This is a genomic window from Flavobacterium pokkalii (assembly GCF_014596575.1).
GTDB lineage: Bacteria > Bacteroidota > Bacteroidia > Flavobacteriales > Flavobacteriaceae > Flavobacterium > Flavobacterium pokkalii.
Map to the genome: position 1 here is coordinate 45,393 of NZ_NASZ01000023.1, position 23,617 is coordinate 69,009.

The window sequence follows — 23,617 nt, forward strand, 5'->3', positions numbered from 1 at the left end:
TGTGATTTTTAACTACGCAATACAAAAATAAAAATATTTCTTACATATAAAAATTACTGTAACACTTCATTGATTCTTAAAGCACGTTCCGTTCCTAAAAATAGGGGATTGCCGTGTTTTTCGGACCAGAAACCGTCTAATAGATCTTTGGAAATACAACGATACACCACCACACCTTTGAAAAATTTGTCGTCTTCGCCCAGGTATTTAAAATTAATCACCAGAATATTATCTCTGAAAAATCCGCTGCCGGTTTGTAGCTGTTCGTTATTAATGAGCCATTGGGCTTTGATTCTTTTGTTGCGGTCCAGTCGTAAAGTAAGGGTTCCTTTGTAAGTATGGTTTTCGGCATCCTGATTGCTGCCTGTAATTTGAAATTTGCCTACTAAGTCTTCGATGTTCATTTTAATAGTTAGAGTTTTAAAATAAAGACTTGCCACGAATTCACAAATTAAATTCGTGAATTCGTGGCATTTTAAACTAAACCAATTTGCGACCCGAGCAATAGCGAACAGGCAAGGCAATCTGTGGTTGTTTATTTCGTGCAAGAATACTCATTTCTTATGGAAAAGGCATAAAAAAATCGAAGTTTTGAGGCTTCGATTCTTTTAGTAAAAATAATTAAAGTAAGATTCCGGGGCATTATTGTGATGGAATTAATGTTCCAGAAAATTAATCAGGTGTTCTCTGTTATCGTAATAAGTAGGATGTTCGAGAATGGCTTTTCGGTTTCGGGGTCTTTCGTAATTGATGTCCAGGATGTCGCCAATTTGTGCTCTTGGTCCTGAAGTCATCATAATGACACGGTCGGCAAGGAAAATGGATTCGTCCACATCGTGCGTAATCATGATTCCGGTTGTTTTTTCTTTGTTCAAAACTTCCAAAAGTACGTCCTGCAATTCGCCTCGGGTTAAGGAATCTAACATTCCAAAAGGTTCGTCCAACAAAAGAATTTGAGGTTTTAGTGCCAAAGCTCGGGCAATTCCCACCCTTTGTTTCATTCCCTGCGAAAGGTCTTTGGCTTTTTTGTCAAAAGCACCGTCCAATCCTACTTTGCTTAGGTAATATTTGCAAATATCAATGCGTTGTTTTTTGGTCGCATAAGCAAAAACTTTATCTACTCCCAAAGCCACATTTTCAAGTGCACTCATCCAAGGTAATAAGCTTGGTGATTGGAAAATGATTCCTCTGTCTGGTCCGGGACCGGTAATAGGGGAACCGTTTAGAACGATTTGTCCTCCCGAAATTGGGTTTAAACCGGCAATCATAGAGAGTAAAGTCGTTTTTCCACATCCTGAATGTCCAATGATGGAAATAAATTCGCCTTCTTTTATTTTTAAATTCAGGTTTTCTAATACCACAAAATCACCGGTTGGAGTAGGATAGACCTTTGTCAGATTGTTTAATTCCAACATGTATTTTTCAAAACCTGCCGGATCGTGTGGGACTTTTTGTGTATTTATTATCGTTTCTGTCATGATGTTCTTTCTTTAAAATTTTTAAAAACATATAAGTCATATAAGTTTTTGGCTTATGACTTTAAGTTAAAGTGATTTTTAAGAGCATATAAGTCGAATTAGTTTTAGCTTTTAATGACTTATATGTTTAAAAAATTAGCTGAATTGCAGCGGAACTAAATCCGGTAACTCGTAAGCGCTAACTTCCTGTCCGGCGGTTCTTTCGGCGCCTATTTCCATCAGGTATTCAATAATGGAATTTCTTAATTTTTTGAAATTATCATTATGATTTAAAGCGGTTTTATCTCTTGGGCGGTCAATTTTAATGTCAAATTCAGGGCCTAAAGTGGCTTTTGGTCCCGGACGAAGCGGAATTACCTTATCGGCCATAAAAACACCTTCGTCAACGTCATTGGTAATTAAAAGTGCAGTACGCTTGTCTTCACTCCAAATGTTTAAAATTTCTTCCTGTAAATTTCCTCTGGTCAAAGCATCCAAAGCACCCAGTGGCTCGTCCATCAAAATCAACTCCGGTTTCATGGCCAAAGTTCTGGCTACCGCCACACGCTGACGCATTCCTCCTGAAAGTTCTTTTGGTTTTTTATGAGCAGCATGTGAAAGATTTACTTTGGCAATAAAACTATTCACATGTTCTTCGACTTCTTTTGGTTTCCAATTCGGGAAAACGGTCTTTACCGCCATCGCCACATTGTCATAAACCGTTAACCATGGAAGTAAGGAATAATTTTGAAAAATAATTCCACGTTCGTGACTGGTTCCCTGAATAGGTTTTCCTTTGAAAAGTACCTGTCCGGAATCGGGTTCGATTAAGCCGGCAATCAAATTAATCAGGGTTGTTTTTCCACTTCCCGTAAATCCAACGATGGCAACAAATTCTCCTTCTTCAATTTTTAAATTGATGTTTCTTAAGACTTCCGTTTTATTTTTTCCTTCACCGTATGATTTACAAACATTTTTAAGTTCTAAATAAGCCATAATTGTAGTTTTTTAAGTTGGAAATTAATTATTGAAGGTTAGTAATTTTTGGAAAATCATCATGATGCGATCCAGCATAAATCCGATTAATCCAATAACAAACATGGCTACAATAATTTTCGAATTGGAATCGCTGGAACCGTTTTGGAATTCTTCCCAAACAAAAGAACCTAATCCAGGGCTTTGTGCCAATAATTCAATAGCAATTAATACCATCCAGGCTACAGAAAGCGTAATTCGTAATCCGGTGAAAATCATCGGGAACGAAGAAGGTAAAATAATTTTGAAGATTTTTTGGTAAGTTCCCAACTGCAATACTTTGGCCACGTTGATGTAATCTTTATCTACTGAAGAAACTCCCGCACTGGTATTGACCAAAGTAGCCCACATCGAACACAATCCCACACTGATAAAAGAAATTACAAATGATTTTTCGACATCAACATTAGCTAAAATAGTTTTTACAATCATCGAAACTAATAACAACCAAACTACCGGAGATACCGGTTTGAAAATTTGAACAATCCAGTTGAAAGATGTTCTCAATGTTTCACTTAATCCTAACAAAATTCCCATTGGAATTGCAATGATGATGGACAATAAAAATCCGGCAAAAACGGTTTTTAGACTGGTGAAAATTTGATCTACAAATGAAGGTCTTCCGGTGTATTTGATTTCGGTTTCTCCTTTGGCCAAACGCTCTTCGTTTACAGCAGCATATTGTTGAATAAAATCTGCTTTTTTGGAAGATAATAATAAGTGATCATCCCATAATTTTCCTAAAGCGCCTACTACCATTAAAGGAGAAGGTAAAGAATTTGGACGACAGCTAATGTCTCCCGAAGCAATACATTCTTCTAATTTTTTAGCCGCTTCCGGGCCCTGATCCTGCAAGGCTTTTTCAATTTTCATTTCGGATTCCACATTATTTAAATAATCTGAAAATGATTGCCATAAGAGAATAAAAAAGAATACAGAAAGTAAAGGAATCATGATTTTTTTGAATGCCTCCTTTGCGTTTTTTTTCACTTCTTCACCTGCAATCAATCGAATAAGCGGTTCTAAATAACCTAATCCTATAAATTTCACCGTTTTTATTGTCATTGTTTTCATAATGCTTGTATTTAATAATGTTGGTTTAAAAGCGTTTAAAAAAGTATGATTTCGTAAAATCCTTTTTAAACTTTTTAAAAAGAAATATAAAATAGAGTTTCACTGTTTTTAAAACTCAAACTGTTTTGTTTTTTTAAATAATGCAGAGACTGTCCTAGAAACAGCCCCCACATTATGAACTTTTATTTAGTTTTTATTACCAATTTTTAAGCTTTTCAAGTATTCCAATGGTTTTTTACCGTCGTAAGTAATACCGTCAATAAATTCGTTTGTTGGCGCTTTATAACCGTCAGTAGTTGGGATATCAGTCTGGTCTAAGTTTCCTTCTTTAACCAATAATTCAGCCGCTTTTGTCCAAATTTCCGGTTTGTAAACCTCTTTGATTTTTGATGCATACCATTCAGCAGATTGCGCTTCTGTAATTTGTCCCCAACGTCTCATTTGAGTCATGTACCAGATACCGTCAGAGTAGAATGGATAAGTTGCATTGTATTTGAAGAATACGTTGAAATCTGGTTCATCACGTTTGTCTCCTTTTTCATATTCAAATGTTCCTGTCATTGAGTTTTTCAATACATTTTCATCAGCACCTACATAAGCAGGACTTGATAAGATTTTTACAGCTTCTGCTCTGTTTTTTGGATCATCTAACCATTTTCCAGCTCTGATTAAAGCTTTTGTAATTGCTATTGCTGTGTTTGGATTTTTCTTCACAAAAGCTTCTGTCATTACGAATACTTTTTCCGGGTGATTTTTCCAGATATCACTTGAAGTAATTACCGGAACTCCAATTCCTTTAGCTACAGCTTGTTGGTTCCAAGGTTCACCTACACAGTATCCGTTGATAGTTCCTGCTTCAAGAGTAGCCGGCATTTGTGGAGGAGGCGTTACCGAAAGTAATACATCTGAATTGATGTTTCCTTGTACGTTGTCTTTAGTATATTGTCCAGGGTTGATTCCTCCGGCAGCCAACCAATATCTCAATTGGTAGTTATGTGTAGAAACCGGGAATACCATACCCATTTTGAATGGTTTGTTAGCTGTTTTGTATTCTTTGATTACCGGTAACAAAGCACTTGCGCTGATTGGGTGAACCGGTTTTCCGTCTTTCAAAGGGATTCCCGGTTTCATTTTTGACCAAACATCGTTAGAAACTGTGATACCATTGCCATTCAAATCCATAGAGAAAGTAGTCACTAATTTGGCTTGTCTTCCAAAACCAACTGCAGCAGCGATAGGTTGTCCGGCAAGCATGTGCGAACCGTCAATTTGTTCGTCAATCACACGGTCTAATACGTTTTTCCAGTTAGATTGTGCTTCTAAGGTTACAAATAAACCTTCGTCTTCAAAGAATCCTTTTTCTTTTGCAATGGCAAGAGGAGCCATATCAGTAAGTTTAATGAATCCCAAAGTTACCTGTGGTTTTTCTAAAGCTAATTTTTCAGTTTTAGAAGCGCTTGCAGTTTCAGCTCCGGCTTCCATTTCTTTTTTAGCTTCCTTTTTACAGCTAATAATACTTAAAGCTGTTAGCGCTATCATCGATAATCGTAATGCTATTTTTTTCATGTTAAAGTTTCTTAAGTTATAGTGTCAATTATTTTTTTATAGAGAAAATTTGTGGGTTGATGTTTACCATTAAGTAAGCCCAGTTGTTTGTGGTGTCTTTCAAACCTGTTCCGCCTTTTAAGGCTACCATAGCATCTGAAGCAAACATTTGAGAGTATCCTGCAATTAAGGTAATGTCTTTACTTGCTTTGTAAACTGCCGTTAAATCTACCTCTGTTCCCAAATATTTGTCACTGGTTGTAGCCAATTCGTTAGCAGAGTAGAATAGATGCGGAGCAATAGAAAGGTTTACTTTTTTGATAGGGAAATCTAATTTTAAAGTAGCATCCTGTAATCCTACAGAACCCGCGTGGTTTCCTACGTAGAAATAATCCATAAAACCGTTGAAAGCGTGGTTAGTTCCAAAAACCGGGTTGAATGATTTAACTACTGAAGAAGTAGAACTTTGATCTTTTCCGGATAAGAATTCATATCCTACAGTTGCTTTGAATTTTGGTGTAAAAGCATAGCCTAAGTTAGCTGCTGCTTCGTAAGCCGAAACCTGATTGGCTCCAATTTTTCCGGTTTGCCCGTAGAAACTAAAGTCTAAGCTTAATTTTTTACCGGCATAATTAGCATAAGTTCCTAAAGTTTGGAAATAATTGGTTTCAATTTCAGAAACCGTTTTTTGGTATTCTTTGCCTAAGTTTAAAGCTAAGAAGCTAATGTTTAATTTTTTAATGTTAGTGTGGTACCAGGCATATTGCATGTCTTTAAAATCAGTAGCATAAGGGGCAGATGGGGCAACTTTTCCTTCTGAATCTGCATTTAAGGCAAATCCTAAATCTAACTGGCTTTTTTCGCCTTTGTATTTAATTAAAGCGGCATCAAAGCTTCTCCCTTGATTTGCCCAATCCAATCCTCCGAAGATTCTTTGATTGTCATAAGAAATCATTTGACGTCCTATTTTAGTACCCCATTTATCAGTGAAATTGTATTGAGCCCAACCCTCGTATAATGCAAATCCGTTTTTGTCAGTAGAGGTATTTCCTAAAGTACTTACATTTCCCCAGGTACGTACATTTTGCAAAGCTACTTTTACTTTTAATTTGGTATCAGCATAGTTCAAATTAATTCTTGAACGTTGACCCACGAATGAAGTATGTGCTGTTGTAGGGGTTAATAAAGTTCCAAAACCATTAGTGTATTCGTATCTTGGTCTTAGTTGAATGTCAGAACTAAATTCCTGAGCTACAGCAGCAGTACCCATTAGGCCAAGTACTGATAAAGAAAGTGTTTTGAATAGTTTCATAATAAGTTGATTTAAAAATTTGTTTTGTTAATTATTACATTGCAAACATACTTACGTAATTTTACTTACGCATAATGTCTTGCGCAACAAAAACTAGTTTTTTAAACCAGAAACTTTTATTTTATATCACAATAAAAAATAGGTGTAAAAACAATTTTTGTATTTAAGTTATTGATTTATAATATTTTAAAATTACTTATGCGTGCTAAGTAACTTTTTGAAAACTAATTGTTTAGAGATGTTTTACTTAGGTTTTTTGATTGTTTGAGATTCAAAAAGAGTTGGAAATACGTAGAAAAAGGTCTTTGTCCTATAAAAAGCAAAAAGCCCGATAGAATATCGAGCTTTAGTTTTATAAAATAAACAGAATAGAAACTTAATTAATTTGGGCTTTGTGTTTAAGCGGTTTTAGGAATTATTATTTATTGATACATTTTAAAATAATAGTCAGCAGAATGTTTTCCGCTTCCATAAACCATAAAAAATAAACAAACAGCCAAAGTTCCTAAGGCTAAAAATAAATTTTCAGAGTGCATTTCGCCCATAAAATTCACTAAAACGGCACCAAATAAAATAGGTAATTGTGCAATAATAGCCCAGCGGGTGAGCAATCCGAAAGCAATCATTATACCGCCAATCATGTGGGCGGGTGTAATGTAATGAACGAGGAACATTCCTCCTCCAATTTGGTCAATAGGAGAAATCAACTCGACCAGATACTGAATATTGGTGATGAATTTAACTCCTTTTACGAATAAAAACACGCCAAGTGCAATTCGTAGTAAATCTAAAGTAAAATAAGTGTGCGCATTGGCCCATTTATTTAATTCTTTTACACTGTTCATATTGCTGTATGTTTAAAATTGGTACTACTAAGTTAGTGATTTTTAGTTATATATGTGACGTGTTTTTCTATTTTAACGGTTGTGGTTGTTTCTGATAGATCAAGAAAAATATATAAGTAAGAATGCTTTACTACTTTTTATAGAGTGATTGGTATCAATAGAAATGACCCAAATTGGCTCATCAGCATCTTCAAATTATACAGACTTTATTATCAGTCTGTTTGCTTGTAATACCGTTCTTTTTATATTTTTTTTATGCAAAAGGGCATCTTTTTTTTTTGGGATTCATCAAAAAAATAGTGTTTTAAAAAGATATAAAAGTCCATTTATTGACCTGTTTATTAAAAAGGAGTTTAGTTACTTTTGAAAAAAACTAAGTAATACTTATGTATATATACGTATTAAATAACCCTTAAATGAATTAACTATGGAACAAAAAACAATCACTTTAGTACAGGAATCTTTCGAGAAAGTAAAACCAATTGCGCCAACGGCAGCCAAAATATTTTATTCGAAACTATTTGAATTGGATCCGGCGCTTAAGCCTCTTTTTCCATCAGGTGATGAAGCAATGGAAGCACAGGGAAATAAATTAATGATGATGTTATCCAGTGCTGTGGCAGGATTAAGCAATTTAGAGATGTTAGTGCCTGTGTTGCAAAATTTAGGGAAACGTCATGTAGAGTATAAAGTAGAGCCTTCTCATTATAATACGGTTGGAGCTGCACTTTTAGATACTCTGGCTGTAGGACTTGGAGATGATTTTACTCCGGAAGTTAAAGAGGCCTGGGCTAGTGTTTACGGTACTATGGCAACTGTAATGATTGATGCATCTTATTAATTTATTTAATTTACTGATTATGAAAAAAAATATTCAAAATACCACTTTAAAAATGATTACTTATTCCTTCCTGATTGTACTTACTTATGCCTGCGGAGGAGTAGCAGAAGAAAAAGAAACCACATCGGCTGAAGAGAATATTTTCTCTGTTGATGAGGTGTTGGAAATGGTTGCTAAAGAAAATGATGTTACCAGAACATTATACACCAAAGCAATTGTTGGTGAAGGAAAGAAACAAGGAATGAAATTTGACGAAGATTGGCGAAAAAATGAAATAGAAGCAGGACCATTGCCGGCATTATTTTTAAGAGGAATTGCCACCAGTATTAAAAAAGGAGATGTGCCATTAGGATTGTATCTGGGCTCTGATTTTCCGGTTAACAATGCCAATAAGTTCAAAGGGAAACAGGCTGATTTATTTCAGTCAATCAAAAAAGATCAAAAACCTCAGTTTTTTTATGATGAAGAGCAAAAGTTACATACGGCTATGTTTGCCGATTTAGCCAGTGCAGATGCTTGTGTAAGCTGTCATAATAATCATAAACAAACTACTAAAAAAGACTGGAAACTGGGAGACGTAATGGGGGCAACAACCTGGCAGTATCCATCTGATTCATTGAGTTATAAAGGAGCTATTGCTATTTTGAATGCTTATTCTAAAGGGACAATAGATACGTATAAAGAATATTTGGCTGAGGTAGCAACGTTTAAAGAAAGTGAAAAACCTGAAATAGGAACTAAATGGCCTTCGCAAGGGAAATATTTACCTACTCCTGAAGTATTCTTAGATAGCGTTAAGAAACTTACCGCCTACAATACCATGAAAAAATTGGTTGTTGCAAAATAATCTTAGCTAATAGCTTTTTAATAAAATTCAAAAGTGAGAAATACAAAGTCAACCACTATTGGGCTTATACTACTATTTCTGTTTTTTCTTCAGTTTGCTCTGGATTTAAAATGGGAGTGGTTGTATAAGTTGCAACAAGAAGAAATGTTTAAAAGGTGGTCAGGCTTTGGATTAGCAATATTTATACTATTTCAATGGCTGCTTACCTTTAGCAGAGTGATTCAAAAATTCAGAAAGTATTCATTAAAAGTAACCCAACTCCATAAGTGGATTGGGGCTTTAAGTCCGCTGCTTTTTTATTTGCACAGCATGGAATTAGGTTATGGATACACAGCCTTGCTTGCTTATATTTTTATGATCAATACCCTACTTGGTTATTTTAATTTGGATGTGATTAAGTCTGCCAATGAGGTGTTGTTCAAAGGCTGGATGATTGTACATGTAGCGTTTTCCATCATTGTAACCCTTTTGATGGTTTTTCATATAGGCGTTGTTTTTTATTATAAGTAAGGCGTTGTGAATTTTTAAAGTACAAAACATCTAAAATTTTTTAAACAGTAACAAATGAAGTTAGTAGTAAAGGATATCAAGAGAGAAACTAAGGAAGCAGTTAGTATATATTTTAAAAATGGTAATTTTTTCAATAAGATAAAATACAAACCAGGACAATTTTTGACTCTTTATGTACCTGTAAACGGAACAACCGAAAAACGTTTGTATTCTTTCAGCAGTAATCCTTTTACCGATAAAGATTTAAAAATTACAGTCAAAGAAGTAGAAAACGGATTGGTTTCTAAGTATTTGTGTAATGAGGTGAAAGTAGGAGACCATTTTCAAATAGAGAAACCCAATGGGAGTTTTTTTGTAGAACCGGATAAAAAGCAACAAAAACAATACGTGCTATTTGCCGGGGGGAGCGGAATTACACCTGTACTTTCAATTATTAAGTCGGTATTGACTCATGAACCCCGGTCTAAAGTTTTATTAGTTTATGCTAATCAAAATAAAGAAGCAATTATCTTTCACGATGAAATTTGTGAATTATCCCAACAATATCCCGAAACTTTTAAAGTTGAACATCTTTTAGTTGATAACCCTGAAACTAAAGATAATTATCATACAGGTTTAGCCAGTAATGAATTGTATTCAAAACTTTTTAAAAAGCATGATGTCGCTTTTGAAGGCAATGTTTATATGATATGCGGACCTTTTGGTTTTATGGAAATAACCAAAGAAATTTTGGTTTCCAATAATGTGAAAAGGAGCGATATAATCGTTGAAATTTTTAAAAGTCCCGCCGTCAAAATATATGGTAAAGATAGGGTTAGCGATGTAGAATTAATTTTTAAAGGACAAACCCATCAGTTAAAAGTACCCGGAAATAAATCCATCCTGAGTGTAGCTATGGCTAGTAATATCGCATTGCCTTATTCCTGTCGGTCAGGTATGTGTTCTACTTGTAAAGGAGTTTGTACTTCTGGTGATATTGAAATGACTGAAGGGCATTTTTTGCCACAATCGGAAGTTGAAAAGGGAAGTATACTGACCTGTATTAGTTATCCTAAAAGTGAAAAAGTAACTATTGAAATATAAAAAAAAACAGTTTATGCTGAAAGTTAGCCCATTAAGGAAAAGACAATTTATAGGTGGAATTATTGGCTTGGTTTTGGGAGGTTTTCTCTTCTTTTATCTTACGCTGGATTCTTCAGAAGAATATATTTCATTAGGACCAATGAATTCCGGTCATGCGGATGTTTCCTGTATGGCCTGTCATCTTGATGCCAAGGGAAATTTATCTCAACAATTTCAATCTAATTTTCAACATATGATAGGATTGAGAAAAGAAGGAGTTGATTTTGGAACCAAAGATGTCGATGCAAATACCTGTTTGGCTTGTCACGACAGGCCTAATGACAGGCATCCTACCTATCGTTTCTCGGAACCTAAATTTAAAGAAGCCATAAAGCATATCGATGCAACCACTTGTATCAGTTGTCATACGGAGCATAAGGGAGAGCGGGTTACAGTAGCTTCCATCAGTATGAATTATTGTATGAACTGCCATAAGGATTTAAAAGTAGAAGAGGATCCAGTTGATATTTCGCATGAAGAATTAATCGCCAAAGAACAGTGGTTTACTTGTATTCAATGCCATGATTTTCACGGAAATCATACCTATAAAGTTGCTACAAAATTAAAAGATACCATTCCGATGACTGTTATCCAAGCCTATTTAAAAGGAGGGAAAGATCCGTATGGGAATGATAAAAAATACATTGGCTTAACCCAGTCGGAGTGGCTTAAAAAGGTTAAAAAATAAAAGCTAATTATTTACTGCGCTTTAATATTATTTAAAATCCAATTCAGTTCAGGATCTTTTCCCTGAATTTTATCTTCCAAAGTAGGTTGAATACTTATATCCGGAAAAATTCCATGTCCTTTGACGGGAGTTTGGTAAAAGGGAGCAAAATTCATAACGCCCATTCGGACCTTTAATTTCGAATGAGGCATTTGAATAACGGGCATAAAACCGGCTACGGTTCCGTTGTAATCGCCACCCGTTTCTGTACCCACAAAGGTAGCTCTTTGCGAGCCTTTTAAATTGGAAGAAAGAATACTCGATGCCGAAAAACTACCGCCGTTTATCAGCACAAATAATTTTCCGCCAAAGGCATTTTTAGCGATTGGATGGGGTTTGATTTCGGTGGCAAAATAATTTTCACCATCTTTGTCTTTGTGAACGGTCAGTAACAAATAGCTGTAAACAAAAGGAGCCAAAAGAGATTTGGCAATTTTTACCGGAAAAGAACCTTTGTTAAAATAAGCACCTTCAAACAAACTGCCTTTGGAAACCACTTCCGATTTTTGCAGAAAAACAAAAGTCGAGTCGGAGAGGTAGGAGTAGAGTTTGATAATTTCGTTCAATCGGCCGCCGCCGTTGTTCCGTAAATCCAGAATCAGCGTTTGGGTATTTTTTTTTTGAAGTTCGGCAAAACAGTCTTTGTAGAATTTCCGAAAACGCCCTTCTTTAAAACCACTGATTTTTAAATAAGCAACGCTGCTGTCTTTCGATAGAAAACGCAGCTCCCGAATGAAAGTTTTGGAAGTTTTGTCAAAACCGTTGATGCGTTTTTTCTTTTTTAAAGCTTTGATTTTATTTTGGTCGGCAGCAGAAATTTTTTGGACTGCTTTTTTAGCTTTTTGTTCTAAGCTGTCTTTTTTGAAGCGTTTAATTGTAATGTTTTGGATGCTGTCATGGATTTTAAAAACATAATTCAGGCTGTCTTTAATGCCGTTTTCAATTGTAAAATAAGCAACAAATCGTTTGGAGGCGATTTCTTTTTTAAAAGTAGTATTAAAGCCGTCTGAACTAAAATAACGGTTGTATTCGTTGATAAGGTTTTGCGGCTCGATACCGTTTACCGAAAGCACTTCTGTTCCAGGCAGAATTGTTGGGTTAGAGGATTTGTTTTTTACCACATACAATTTGTCTTTGTAAAAAGTAAAATCGAATTGGGAAAACGGGCCAATGCCTTTTTTAAGAAAGGCTTTCGTTTCCTTCTTGCTGTACTCTTTTTCGGGAGGCAAAACGTAGCTGTGTCCCTGTTTGACGGCTGCCACCAGCGGACTGATTTTTTTATAAAATTCAAGCGGAGTTAAAGGATTGTTGAGGTTGGATTTTAAACTGTCAAATTTAAAATCCAATTGTTCTTTGCTGATGTAATAATCCAGTTTTGGATGGAGTTTTTGCAGTTTTTTATGGGTAAAAGCTACGTCCTTGCTGAGTTTTGCTGCCGGAATTTCAGTTTGTAAACGCGCATTGTTTTTGTAAATGCTGCTGCATTGGGAGAAAAATAAAATTAAAAGCAAGAGGACAATTTTTTTATCTAAAAACAGATTGGGAATCATTTGCTTCGAAATTTTTTTTTCGAAAATACAATAAAAAGCGGTAATCCGACTATTTTGCGTTCCGTTTTATGCCGGAATCAATTCGAGCGTACCGTATTTGATTAGTTTGGAAATCAAATTAGAAACTTCATTCGGACTTTCTAACGGACTAACATGACCGCCATTGACGATAATTGTTTCCAAAAAGATAGAAGCAGGTACAAAATCATCTTTGCCGTTGATGGCATAAGCCTTTACTTTTAAATTCTGAATTAAATCGGAAGTATCCGTTGGGTCGAGGATAACAGTTTGATCGATTTCTCTGATTTGTTGGTTAGACAAAAGAGCCATCGGTCTTTTTAAGTGGTAGAATAGTAAAGGATTTTTTCGCAGAGAATTTTTGGCAAACAAAACTTTAGCAGCCTGTTTGCTGTAAAAATTTCGGAATAAAAGCAGGGAATGTTGCAGGTGTTGTAGTATTTTTTGTTTTGCAGATGCGGCCTGAAAAGGCATATTACAAAGCCCGATAGAAGCAAAACGCTCCGGATATAGGCTTGCGGCTCTTAAAATGCTCATACTTCCCCAGGAATGTCCCACAGCAATTGCTTTTGGGATTTCTAAGTTGTTTAAAATATCCACGAGCATTTGGGCGCAATCCTCCAAATTCCAACCATTTTTAATGTCTTCCTGACTTTTTCCGTGCAAAGGCATATCGATAGCAATAACGGTTCGGTCGGTTATGGAATAGATGTAATGCTTCCAGAGTTTATGGTCAAAATAAAGACCGTGAAGAAAAATAATCGGAGTTTCATTCAATGGTTTTTCTTTGATGTAAACGGCAATTTTACCTATGGAAGTGAATATATTTTTACGCTTAATTTTCATGAGGGGGTATTTAGCAAATAAAAAAGTAATCCTGCAAATTAAATCCGGAAGCCCTCAAAGGGTTGACACAAAAGTGTCAAAATGTGTTTTGTGCTATTTTTTTTCTGATTCTGGTGAGTGATTGACGTTCAATTCCTAAGTAAGAAGATAAGTCGGAAATAGAAACCCGATTGAATAATTCGGGGTTTTCTTTGATGAAATTCAGGTATCTGGTTTCAGCATTTTCGAATAAAAAACTTTCAATTCTTTTTTGTTGCATGTGCAAAATTGCCTCGGCAATCAATCGACCGTAGCGTTCTACATTTGGAAATTTTTTATAGCCTTCCTGAATGTGTTCGTAAGGAAGATTTACCATAATCGTGGGTTCGATACATTGAAAATGATATTTGCTGGGAGCCTGCTTTACAAAAGAAGTATAATGCGTAGCATATTTATTTTCCGAAATAAAATTGACGGTTTTTTCGTTGCCGTTTTCATCTACATAATAGGAGCGCACCAAACCGCTGAATACAAATCCGATGGCTTTTTGAACGGTATTGGCTTCTAAATAAAATTGTTTGGGTTTGAACTCCGAAATCGTGAGTCCCGTTTTTAAAAAATCTAATTCAGCCTCTGTCAAGGAGGGGCAAAGTTTTGTATGCGCAATAGTAATGGCAGTAAAGGCAGCTTCCAATTTTGAAATAATTATAGTGTTAAATAAAACGGCTTACAAACCTAAGCATTTTTGAAATAGTTTGAAAATTAAGTTGGAGGAAAGCGTTTGCTTGTTTGTGGGTTTTGTTTGTATATGAATAATATAATTGTGTTGCTTCGAAGTCAGGAGACTTCGAAGAGCTGGGACTTGATGCTTTTTTTTAATCAAGTAATATTAATCGGCAAATGATATAAAAAAATCCGACTTTATAATTAAATCGGATTTTAGCATGTTTATTATTTATCTGAGGGATTTATCGTACCGTTTTCACAAAATCAGCAATTTTTCCGCTTCCTTCTTCAGATAAGTGTTTGATAAAAGCACTACCAATAATAGCTCCTTTAGCATATTGTGTAGCCTGATTGAAAGTTTCGGCATTGTTGATTCCGAAACCTACAATTTGAGGATTTTTTAAATTCATATCAGCAATGCGTTTGAAATAATCTTCCTGTACGTTTCCAAAACCGGCTGAAGATCCGGTAACACTCGCCGAGCTTACCATGTAAATAAATCCGCTGGAAACGCTGTCAATAAAACGAATGCGCTCATCTGATGTTTGCGGAGTAATCAAAAAGATGTTGATTAAACCATATTTGTCAAAAATCGCTTTGTATTCTTCGGCATAAACAGCAACCGGCAAATCCGGAATGATTAAGCCGTCAATTCCAATTTCGGCACATTTTTGACAAAAAGCCTCCACGCCATATTGCAACATCGGGTTAAAATACCCCATGATGATCAACGGAATAGAAACGGTTTTACGGATGTCTTTTAATTGATCAAATAAAATCTGAGTGGTCATTCCATTCTGTAAAGCCGCAGTGGAACTTGCCTGAATGGTTGGTCCGTCTGCCAGAGGATCACTAAAGGGCAATCCGATTTCAATTAAGTCCACACCATTTTTTTCGAGTTCCTGAATCATAGACGCTGTGTCATTCAGATTAGGAAATCCCGCTGAAAAGTAGATGGAAAGTATTTTTTTATCTTCCTGTAATTTTTGTTCGATTCTATTCATTGTATTTTTTTTAAACCCTTAAAATCCATTCAGTTTGTCATTCCGACGAAGGAGGAATCTCATATAGTATTCAGCTAGCGGAGTTTCCTCCTTCGTCGGAATGACAATATTGGGGTAACTTTGTGTTTATTTTTTTAGTTAGTAACAATATAAGCCCAGGCTGTTTGCAGGGATTCTAAGGTTACTTCGATGCGCTTGTAATGCAAACCTTCGTAGGTATCGGCAAGATGAACGTCTTCTTCGGTAATATCATAAACTAAACCGTTTACAATATCGTCAGGATTGTTGGTAGCTGTGATAATTGGGTATTTCTCTAATCCGAATTCTTCTTCAATTTCGATATAGTTAATGACAAATCCGATTAATCTGTCGGGAGTTCCGGATAAAGAACGCCCAAAAATATTTTCCTGAATGTCTTTATCTTTTAAAGTTCCGTAAGCGAATAATTTTTCCATTTTTGCTGTTTTGAAAATTGAACTTTCTTATTTTTTATATTGGTAATGGTCTAAAAGCCATTCCCTTTTTTAGATAGCTGTTAGTATTTGAAATAATCGATATAAGTGTTTAAATCCTTATCGCCACGACCGGAAAGACAAATTACCACAACATCTTCGGGTTTGAATTTCTTATCGTTTAATACTGCCAAAGCGTGAGAAGATTCGATGGCAGGAATAATTCCTTCCAGTTTACAAAGCTCTAATCCCGCTTTCATTGCTTCGTCATCGGTAACTGAGAAAAACTCAGCACGTCCGGTTTCGGCTAAATGGGCGTGCATTGGCCCAACTCCCGGATAATCCAAACCAGCCGAAATGGAATAAGGTTCCGTGATTTGTCCGTCAGGAGTTTGCATCAACAGGGTTTTACAACCGTGGATGATTCCCACTTTCCCTAATTTGCTGGTGGCGGCACTGTGTCCGGAATTAACGCCTTTTCCGGCTGCTTCCACCGCTACGATTCCTACTTCCGGTTCGTGTAAAAAGTGGTAAAAAGTTCCAGCTGCATTACTTCCTCCGCCAATACAGGCTACCACATAATCCGGATTTTCACGTCCTTCTTTTTCTTTCAACTGCCATTTTATTTCTTCGGAAATTACGCTTTGAAAACGCGTTACCATATCCGGATAAGGATGTGGTCCGATGGCAGAACCAATGATATAATGGGTATCTACCGGATTGTTAATCCAGTCGCGAATGGCTTCGTTAGTGGCATCTTTTAACGTTCTCGAACCGGAAAGAGCAGCGCGAACTTCGGCTCCCAACATTTTCATACGAGCCACGTTTGGCGCCTGACGGGCAATGTCAATTTCGCCCATATATACGATACATTCCAATCCCATTAAGGCGCAAACAGTAGCGGTTGCCACTCCGTGTTGTCCCGCTCCGGTTTCGGCAATAATACGTTTCTTGCCCAGTTTTTTAGCGACTAAAATCTGTCCGATGGTATTGTTGATTTTGTGCGCTCCGGTATGATTTAAATCCTCTCTTTTCAGATAGATTTTGGTATTGTATTTTTCAGATAATCTTTTGGCAAAATACAACGGACTTGGACGACCGACATAATCTTTTAACAATTGGTCAAACTCGGCTTTAAAATCCGGTTCGGCCATAATTTTTAAATATTGCTGGCGTAATTCCTCCACATTTGGATATAACATTTCCGGAATGTAAGCTCCTCCAAACTGGCCATAATAGCCTTTTTCATCAACGTTGTATGACATTTTAACTGTTTTTTATTGTGATGCACTGTTGTAGTGCTTCGGTATTTTTTAATCCTGGTTCTATTTCAAATTTACTGTTTACATCAATGGCATAAACGGGTAAATTGGTTTTTAGTATTTCATTGACGGCATCCATTTCGTCAAGTCCAATTCCGCCACTGAGGAAAAAAGGTTTCTTTGACGGGTATTTTTCCAATACTTTCCAGTCAAAAGTAGTTCCGTTTCCTCCGGGCAATTTTCCTTTGGTATCAAAAAGAAAATAATCGCAGACATTTTCAAATGGAGCCAGTGCTGCGAAATCAAAATCATCGGCAACTGAAAATACTTTTATGATTTCGATGGATGATGCTAATTGAGTTTTCAAATTTAAACAAAATTCTACAGATTCTTTACCGTGAAGTTGTACCGCCTGCAAATTGTATTTTTCAATTTTATCCAGAATGTTTTCGATGCTTTCGTTTACAAAAACCCCCACTTTTTTGATAGAATCAGGCAAGGTTGGGATGCTGCCGTCGAAAAAACGAGCCGATTTTTCCCAAAAGATAAATCCCATATAATCGGGCAGGAGCGTGCCTACTTCGAGCATATTGTCGGGATATTTCATGCCACAGACTTTTAGTTTCATTTTGTTCTATTTTTTTACCGCAATCCCGATAGCTATCGGGACGCAAAGGTTTGTCGCAAAGGTTCGCAAAGTTTTTTCTGCCTTCTGCCTTTTGCGTTCAGCCTTCTGAAATCTAACTTCTAACTTCTAACTTTTGAATAAATTCCGTTGCTGCTTTTCCGGCATTGTCAGTTTTCATAAAGTTTTCACCAATTAGAAAACCTTTGTAACCATAAAGCTTTAATTCGTTGATTGCTTCAACAGAACTGATGCCGCTTTCAGAAACTTTTACAAATTCATTAGGTATTAAATCAGCCAATTGCTTACTGAAATCCAGACTTACTTCGAATGTTTTCAGGTTTCTGTTATTTACGCCAATCATGTTCAAACTTGGCATAATGGATTTTTCCAATTCTTCCTGATTGTGCACTTCTAATAAAACTTCTAATCCTAAGCTTTGCGCAAATTCCGACAACGATTTGATCTCTTCGCGGGTTAAAACCGCTGCAATTAGCAAAATCAAATCGGCTCCATGAGCTTTGGCTTCTAAGATTTGGTATTCATCAACAATAAATTCTTTTCTCAAAAGCGGAATGTTTACCGATGCTCTGGCTAATAATAAATCGTCCAATGAACCGCCAAAATATTTTCCGTCAGTCAAAACCGAAATTCCACAGGCGCCGGCACTTTCATAACCTTTTACTACTTCTTCCACCGTAAAACCATAATTGATTTCGGCTTTAGAAGGCGAACGGCGTTTGTGCTCGGCAATGATTCCTGAGTTGCTGTTTCTTAAATTGTTGCTTAAAGAAATGGTTTTTTTGCCAAAGAAAACCGAAGTTTCTAATTGTGAAACCGGAATGATTGATTTTTTTAAAACTACTTCTTGTTTTTTGTCAACTATGATTCTATCGAGTATGTTCATTTGTTTTTAAGATGCTAAGTTGCTAAGATACTGAGGTACTTAGTTTTTTGTTTTTAAAGAGATAACTCTTGTAATTTTTTCAAGGCAGTCAATCCTTTTCCGGAGAATAAACTTTCCTTAGCTTTTTCAAATCCTTCTAATGGTGTGCATCCGGTTACAGTAGCAATAGCCAGACCGGCATTGGCACAAACCACATTGTTTTGGGCTTCAGTCCCTTTTCCGGAAATGATATTCAGGAACATTTGCGCTGATTCTTCTACTGTTTTTCCGCCTTCAATTTCGCTTTGTTTGATTAAACTTACTCCAAAATCTTCAGGGTTAATCATTCTTTCGGTGTTATGGGTAATTACCTTTGTAGCCCCTGTTAAGGATACTTCATCATAGCCGTCTAAGGCGTGTACAATGGTAAAATTGCTATCGGTATTTTGATATAAATAACCATACATTCTGGCCAATTCTAAATTGAAAACCCCTAACAGTTGATTCTTTGGAAATGATGGATTAATCATTGGTCCCAAAATATTGAAAATCGTTCTTACGCCTAATTCTTTTCGGATAGGCCCAACATTTTTCATAGCAGGATGGAACAGGGGAGCGTGCAGAATACAAATTCCGGCCTGGTCCACACATTTTCTTAGGAAATCAGCGTCGTTGCTGAATTTGATTCCTAAACTTTCCATTACATTGCTGGAACCCGTAATAGAAGAAACACCGTAATTTCCGTGTTTTGTCACTTTTATTCCTGCTCCGGCTGTTAAAAAAGAAGCTAAAGTAGAAATGTTAAAAGTGTCTTTTCCATCTCCTCCCGTACCTACTAAATCAATGGTATTATAATCGGATAAATCAATGCGGACACACAATTCCTGAAGGGCTTCTCTAAATCCGGCTAACTCGTCAATACTAATGCTACGCATCATGTATACCGTTAAAAAAGCGGCAATTTGACTTGAATTATAGCTTCCGTTAGAAATATTAACCAATACGTTTTTAGCTTCCTCTTTGGAAAGCAATTCGTTATTGATTAATCTATTTAATATATTTTTCATTGTTAAGTTTTTTAGCCGCAAAGGCACAAAGTCCCAAATTTTTTTAACTGAATACTGAAATCTGTTGACTGAATACTATGAATTAACCCAGTTTTCCAGCATTTTCTTTCCGTTAGGTGTTAATACACTTTCCGGATGGAATTGTACTCCGCGAACATCAAATTTTTTATGACGTAATGACATTACCTGACCATTTTCGTCAAATGAAGTAGCTTCTAAATCTTCTGGTAAAGTAGCATCAACCACCCATGAATGGTAACGGCCTACTTCAAATTCTTTGTCCAAGCCCTGAAATAAAACTTCATCGTCAACAACTGTTTTTACAGGAGTTGCTACACCATGATATACTTTGTCTAAGTTAGAAAGTGTTCCTCCATAAACTTCTCCAATGGCTTGTTGTCCAAGGCAAACTCCAAAAATGCTTTTGGTAGGACCATATTTAGCAATAACGGGTTTTAATAAGCCGGCTTCATCAGGAATTCCGGGACCAGGAGATAATAGAATTTTATCAAACTTTTCTACTTCGTCTAACTCAAATTCATCATTTCGGTAAACAGTAACCTCACAATTTAAATCTTCCAGATAATGAACCAGATTGTAAGTGAAGCTATCGTAATTATCTATAACTAGTATTTTTTTCATTTTTTTATGTCATTGCGAGGCACGAAGCAATCTCACGTTATTTTATTTCTGTAAACTGAATATTTTTTTATATTGTTTCTGCTAAATCCAAAGCGGTATTCAAAGCTCTCAATTTATTATATACTTCCTGCATTTCGCTTTCTTCATCAGAACTGGCAACTATTCCGGCTCCAGCCTGAGAATGTAATTGGTGGTTTTTACTTAAGAAAGTACGAATCATAATGGCGTGGTTAAAGTTGCCATCAAAATCCATAAAACCAATAGCTCCACCGTAGAAACTACGGTTCGTAGTTTCATAATCTTCGATTAATTGCATCGCTCTGTGTTTTGGAGCACCACTTAAAGTTCCTGCCGGGAAAGTATCAGCAACAACCTGCATTGCAGTAGCATTTTCATGAAGATGTCCGGTAACTTTAGAAACCAAGTGGATTACGTGAGAAAAAAACTGAACTTCTCGGTAACGCTCCACGTTTACGTTATGTCCGTGACGGCTTAAGTCATTTCTGGCCAAATCTACGAGCATAACATGTTCGCTGTTTTCTTTTTTATCTTCGGATAATTTTTTAGCCAAAATAGCATCTTTTTCATCATCACCTGTTCTTCTAAAAGTTCCTGCAATAGGGTGAATTTCTGCTTTTCGGTTTTTTACAATAATTTGGGCTTCTGGTGAAGAACCAAATATTTTGAAATCGCCATAATCAAAGAAGAATAGGTAAGGCGATGGGTTGATGCTTCTTAAAGCTCTGTAAACATTGAATTCGTCTCCTTTAAATCCTTGGGTAAAACGTCTTGAAAGTACTAATTGGAATACATCACCACGGAAACAGTGTTTTTTTGCTAAAGCAACATTATGCTTGAATTCTTCATCAGTCAGGTTAGAGAAACCTTCGCCTTCTTTGGTGAATTTATACGAAGGAATGTTTCGGGATTGCATTAATTGCTCAATTTCATCAATGTTGTTTCTGTCATCAACACTGTGGCAGAAAATATAGGCTTCATTTTTAAAATGATTGATGGCAATGATGTTTTGATAAACAGCATAATAGACATCAGGGATCGTGTTGCTGTTTTCTTTTTTGGCAATAGTAACTTTTTCAAAGTAACGTACCGCATCATAAGAAATGTATCCGAAAAGTCCGTTATTAATAAACTTGAAGTTGTTTTTCTCTGATTGGAACTGACCTGAGAATTGTTGAATTACTTCTGGAATATTTGTATTAGCGTCTATAGCAATTGTTTCGTTAGTCCCGTCAGGAAATTGCTTGAAAATAGTTTCGTTTTCAATTTTAATCGAAGCTATCGGGTTGCAACAGATGTAAGAGAAACTATTGTCATTACCGTGATAATCACTACTTTCTAATAAAAGACTATTAGGAAATTTATCTCTTATTTTAAAATACACGCTAACCGGAGTAATGGTGTCAGCCAGTATTTGTTTGAATTTTGTATTTAGTTTAAATTGTTTCAATTGTAATAAAATTTAAAATTATAATTGTTGTTTTTTTCTTTGGCACAAAAAAAAGGCCTGTCGTGATGACAAGCCTTTGATATTTATTTAGAATAATACTATAGGAGCTTAGTTCACGACTATTGACGTAAATTGTTCCACCACCAAGTATTATTTGTAATTATTTCCATATCGCAAATATAGGAATGTAATTTTAATTTGCAAATAGTTGAAAGTAAAAAATGCAATTTTAATTTTCGAAACGCATTAATCGTTATTTGCAAAGCTATTATTTGGCTGAATTCTAAAATCAGGTCTGCTTTTGGAACCGGAATCTATGAATAATTCAGTGTTGGTTTGTTGGCTAAATTCTACCGTAGCGTTTTTTGAGTACCAATTGTTTAATTCGCTGTTGTAATTAGGTTCTTCGCTTTCAAAACTTCCTTTGCAATTATTAATTAAAACATTGGAAAATGAAATTTTGGATAAATTAGTGGCATAAGGTTCAATATTTTTACCCATTAAAATAAAGGGAGCAAATCCGGAAATAACACTGTTGGTTAAATTTAACTGACTGTTTTTTTTAATAAAAATGGATTCACGAACTAAGCCCTGTTCATTATTTTCCATGTTGATTAAGGTGATGTTATTAGCTGTAATTTGGGTCATTTTTTTATTAAAATCGGCATTTTCAGCTTTGTCATAAGAGTCAATTTCAAAACTTCTGGAACCTGAGAAGTCGGAGCTGTAAGGATAGCGTATAGCAATACTGTTAGAAATATTGCCCTGAGCTCCCTGAGTAAAATCAAAATCATCATCGGTACAACGATATGAAATCAGGTTGTCCAGATTGACATTGCCACCATAGCATTCGAAAGAATCATCGTTAGAATAACTAATTTGAATGTGACTTAATATGGTTTTGTTACCAATTCCGGCCATCGATAAGCCATTTAGTTCTTTTAATTCATTGAGTTTTCTTCCCGAATATTCAATGCGAACATATTTTAAAATTCCGGAACTGTCTTCGGGATTAGAACCTCCATACTGACACATGGCGGTATTTAAGTTAAAATCCAGAAAACTCATGCCGCTAATAGTATTTATGGGAGCATTACCTAACAGAATAATTCCACCCCAGTTTCCCGGTTTTCGGCTGTATCCGTCTTTGTTGGAGGTGAAAATAAAAGGATTAGTTTCCAGACCTTCGGCCAGTATTTTAGCACCGCGGGTAATGACTAAGGTACCACATGTTTTTTCGTCGCCTCTTATAACAGTGCCAGGCTCAATAGTAAGTGAGGCATTTTTTACGTAAACAACCCCCACTAATAAATAGGTGTTTTTGTTGGATAAAGTCATGTCTTTATCGATTATTCCCGATAAAATGTGTGTGGCGGTATTGTATTCTGCCGACGCCGGTTTGAAATTAGTCCAGTTGTTGAATGAATGAGGAGGGCTGCTAATTCCTCTGATGTTTTGTGCTACGGCTGTTAAGCTACAGCATAATCCTAAAACAGCAAGTGTAATTTTCTTTTTCATGATTTTATATTAGATAGTTATGGGGCTTGATTTTCTCTAATAAAACAGGCATTTGCAAAATTATAAACTGTGTTTTTTGAGGATGTTTTCTTAAGATTGTATAAAGGTTAAGTGGTTGTTATTTTTTGTTTTTTGAAAACAAAAAGGAGACTGTCTCGGTAAATAGACTGCCCCCAAAAGTTTAGACAAATTTATAATTAATTTTGATAATAATGAGCTCGATATTGTATCGGGCTCATTCCTTTTAAATTCAGCTTTA

24 protein-coding genes are annotated in these 23,617 nt (G+C 35.8%); 5 read left to right on the forward strand and 19 right to left on the reverse strand.

Annotation, left to right across the window (positions count from 1 at the left end; translation table 11 throughout):
• Nucleotides 1-53: 53 nt before the first annotated feature.
• The 7 genes from B6A10_RS13490 to B6A10_RS13520 form a co-directional block, all read right to left on the reverse strand.
• A complete protein-coding gene (locus B6A10_RS13490) occupies nt 54-404 on the reverse strand; it encodes a hypothetical protein (RefSeq protein WP_188221283.1) in 351 nt (116 codons plus the stop codon).
• Between the two features lie 252 nt (nt 405-656).
• Nucleotides 657-1,478 (reverse strand): ABC transporter ATP-binding protein, encoded by an 822-nt coding sequence (locus B6A10_RS13495; RefSeq protein ID WP_188221284.1) that lies wholly within the window; start codon nt 1,476-1,478, stop codon nt 657-659.
• Between the two features lie 135 nt (nt 1,479-1,613).
• Nucleotides 1,614-2,453 carry an ABC transporter ATP-binding protein gene (locus tag B6A10_RS13500; protein WP_188221285.1) on the reverse strand — a complete coding sequence of 280 codons (840 nt, stop codon included), beginning with the start codon at nt 2,451-2,453 and terminating at the stop codon, nt 1,614-1,616.
• A gap of 24 nt (nt 2,454-2,477) precedes the next feature.
• Nucleotides 2,478-3,566 (reverse strand): ABC transporter permease, encoded by a 1,089-nt coding sequence (locus tag B6A10_RS13505; protein WP_055092779.1) that lies wholly within the window; start codon nt 3,564-3,566, stop codon nt 2,478-2,480.
• Nucleotides 3,567-3,752: 186 nt separating this feature from the next.
• A complete protein-coding gene (locus tag B6A10_RS13510; protein WP_188221286.1) occupies nt 3,753-5,132 on the reverse strand; it encodes a CmpA/NrtA family ABC transporter substrate-binding protein in 1,380 nt (459 codons plus the stop codon).
• A 28-nt stretch (nt 5,133-5,160) separates the two neighbouring features.
• A complete protein-coding gene (locus B6A10_RS13515; RefSeq protein ID WP_188221287.1) occupies nt 5,161-6,423 on the reverse strand; it encodes an alginate export family protein in 1,263 nt (420 codons plus the stop codon).
• Between the two features lie 422 nt (nt 6,424-6,845).
• Nucleotides 6,846-7,268 carry a DoxX family protein gene (locus tag B6A10_RS13520; protein WP_055092773.1) on the reverse strand — a complete coding sequence of 141 codons (423 nt, stop codon included), beginning with the start codon at nt 7,266-7,268 and terminating at the stop codon, nt 6,846-6,848.
• A 427-nt stretch (nt 7,269-7,695) separates the two neighbouring features.
• Here B6A10_RS13520 and B6A10_RS13525 point away from each other — a divergent pair, with 427 nt between their 5' ends.
• The 5 genes from B6A10_RS13525 to B6A10_RS13545 are packed head-to-tail and all read left to right on the forward strand — an operon-like array spanning nt 7,696 to nt 11,276.
• Complete coding sequence (locus tag B6A10_RS13525) at nt 7,696-8,109, forward strand: globin family protein (RefSeq protein WP_188221288.1); 414 nt, start codon at nt 7,696-7,698, stop codon at nt 8,107-8,109.
• Between the two features lie 19 nt (nt 8,110-8,128).
• A complete protein-coding gene (locus B6A10_RS13530) occupies nt 8,129-8,956 on the forward strand; it encodes a c-type heme family protein (RefSeq protein WP_238929408.1) in 828 nt (275 codons plus the stop codon).
• A 33-nt stretch (nt 8,957-8,989) separates the two neighbouring features.
• Complete coding sequence (locus B6A10_RS13535) at nt 8,990-9,466, forward strand: hypothetical protein (protein ID WP_188221289.1); 477 nt, start codon at nt 8,990-8,992, stop codon at nt 9,464-9,466.
• 54 nt (nt 9,467-9,520) lie between these two features.
• Complete coding sequence (locus B6A10_RS13540; RefSeq protein WP_188221290.1) at nt 9,521-10,549, forward strand: ferredoxin--NADP reductase; 1,029 nt, start codon at nt 9,521-9,523, stop codon at nt 10,547-10,549.
• Between the two features lie 13 nt (nt 10,550-10,562).
• Complete coding sequence (locus tag B6A10_RS13545; RefSeq protein WP_188221291.1) at nt 10,563-11,276, forward strand: cytochrome c3 family protein; 714 nt, start codon at nt 10,563-10,565, stop codon at nt 11,274-11,276.
• A gap of 11 nt (nt 11,277-11,287) precedes the next feature.
• Here B6A10_RS13545 and B6A10_RS13550 read toward each other — a convergent pair whose 3' ends face one another.
• From B6A10_RS13550 to B6A10_RS13605, 12 genes are all read right to left on the reverse strand, one after another.
• A complete protein-coding gene (locus B6A10_RS13550) occupies nt 11,288-12,826 on the reverse strand; it encodes a S41 family peptidase (protein ID WP_238929409.1) in 1,539 nt (512 codons plus the stop codon).
• Nucleotides 12,827-12,931: 105 nt separating this feature from the next.
• Nucleotides 12,932-13,729: an alpha/beta fold hydrolase gene (locus tag B6A10_RS13555; RefSeq protein WP_188221293.1), complete on the reverse strand. Its 798-nt coding sequence runs from the start codon at nt 13,727-13,729 to the stop codon at nt 12,932-12,934.
• Between the two features lie 76 nt (nt 13,730-13,805).
• On the reverse strand, nt 13,806-14,402 hold the full coding sequence (locus tag B6A10_RS13560; RefSeq protein WP_055092756.1) for a Crp/Fnr family transcriptional regulator: 597 nt from the start codon (nt 14,400-14,402) through the stop codon (nt 13,806-13,808).
• 274 nt (nt 14,403-14,676) lie between these two features.
• Nucleotides 14,677-15,438 (reverse strand): tryptophan synthase subunit alpha, encoded by a 762-nt coding sequence (trpA, locus tag B6A10_RS13565; RefSeq protein WP_188221294.1) that lies wholly within the window; start codon nt 15,436-15,438, stop codon nt 14,677-14,679.
• 134 nt (nt 15,439-15,572) lie between these two features.
• Nucleotides 15,573-15,893 (reverse strand): gamma-glutamylcyclotransferase family protein, encoded by a 321-nt coding sequence (locus B6A10_RS13570; RefSeq protein ID WP_026713850.1) that lies wholly within the window; start codon nt 15,891-15,893, stop codon nt 15,573-15,575.
• Between the two features lie 80 nt (nt 15,894-15,973).
• Nucleotides 15,974-17,155 carry a tryptophan synthase subunit beta gene (gene trpB, locus B6A10_RS13575; RefSeq protein WP_055092751.1) on the reverse strand — a complete coding sequence of 394 codons (1,182 nt, stop codon included), beginning with the start codon at nt 17,153-17,155 and terminating at the stop codon, nt 15,974-15,976.
• Nucleotide 17,156: 1 nt separating this feature from the next.
• Nucleotides 17,157-17,780, reverse strand: a complete 624-nt coding sequence (locus B6A10_RS13580; RefSeq protein ID WP_188221295.1) for a phosphoribosylanthranilate isomerase — start codon at nt 17,778-17,780, stop codon at nt 17,157-17,159.
• A gap of 112 nt (nt 17,781-17,892) precedes the next feature.
• Nucleotides 17,893-18,684, reverse strand: a complete 792-nt coding sequence (trpC, locus tag B6A10_RS13585; protein WP_188221296.1) for an indole-3-glycerol phosphate synthase TrpC — start codon at nt 18,682-18,684, stop codon at nt 17,893-17,895.
• Between the two features lie 53 nt (nt 18,685-18,737).
• Nucleotides 18,738-19,730, reverse strand: coding sequence for an anthranilate phosphoribosyltransferase (trpD, locus tag B6A10_RS13590; protein ID WP_188221297.1), 993 nt, complete (start codon nt 19,728-19,730; stop codon nt 18,738-18,740).
• A 75-nt stretch (nt 19,731-19,805) separates the two neighbouring features.
• The gene (locus B6A10_RS13595) at nt 19,806-20,372 is read right to left on the reverse strand and encodes an anthranilate synthase component II (protein ID WP_188221298.1); all 567 of its coding nucleotides are present in this window, start codon (nt 20,370-20,372) and stop codon (nt 19,806-19,808) included.
• 67 nt (nt 20,373-20,439) lie between these two features.
• Nucleotides 20,440-21,840, reverse strand: coding sequence for an anthranilate synthase component I family protein (locus B6A10_RS13600; RefSeq protein WP_188221299.1), 1,401 nt, complete (start codon nt 21,838-21,840; stop codon nt 20,440-20,442).
• Nucleotides 21,841-22,086: 246 nt separating this feature from the next.
• Nucleotides 22,087-23,358 (reverse strand): hypothetical protein, encoded by a 1,272-nt coding sequence (locus B6A10_RS13605; RefSeq protein WP_188221300.1) that lies wholly within the window; start codon nt 23,356-23,358, stop codon nt 22,087-22,089.
• Nucleotides 23,359-23,617: the final 259 nt, after the last annotated feature.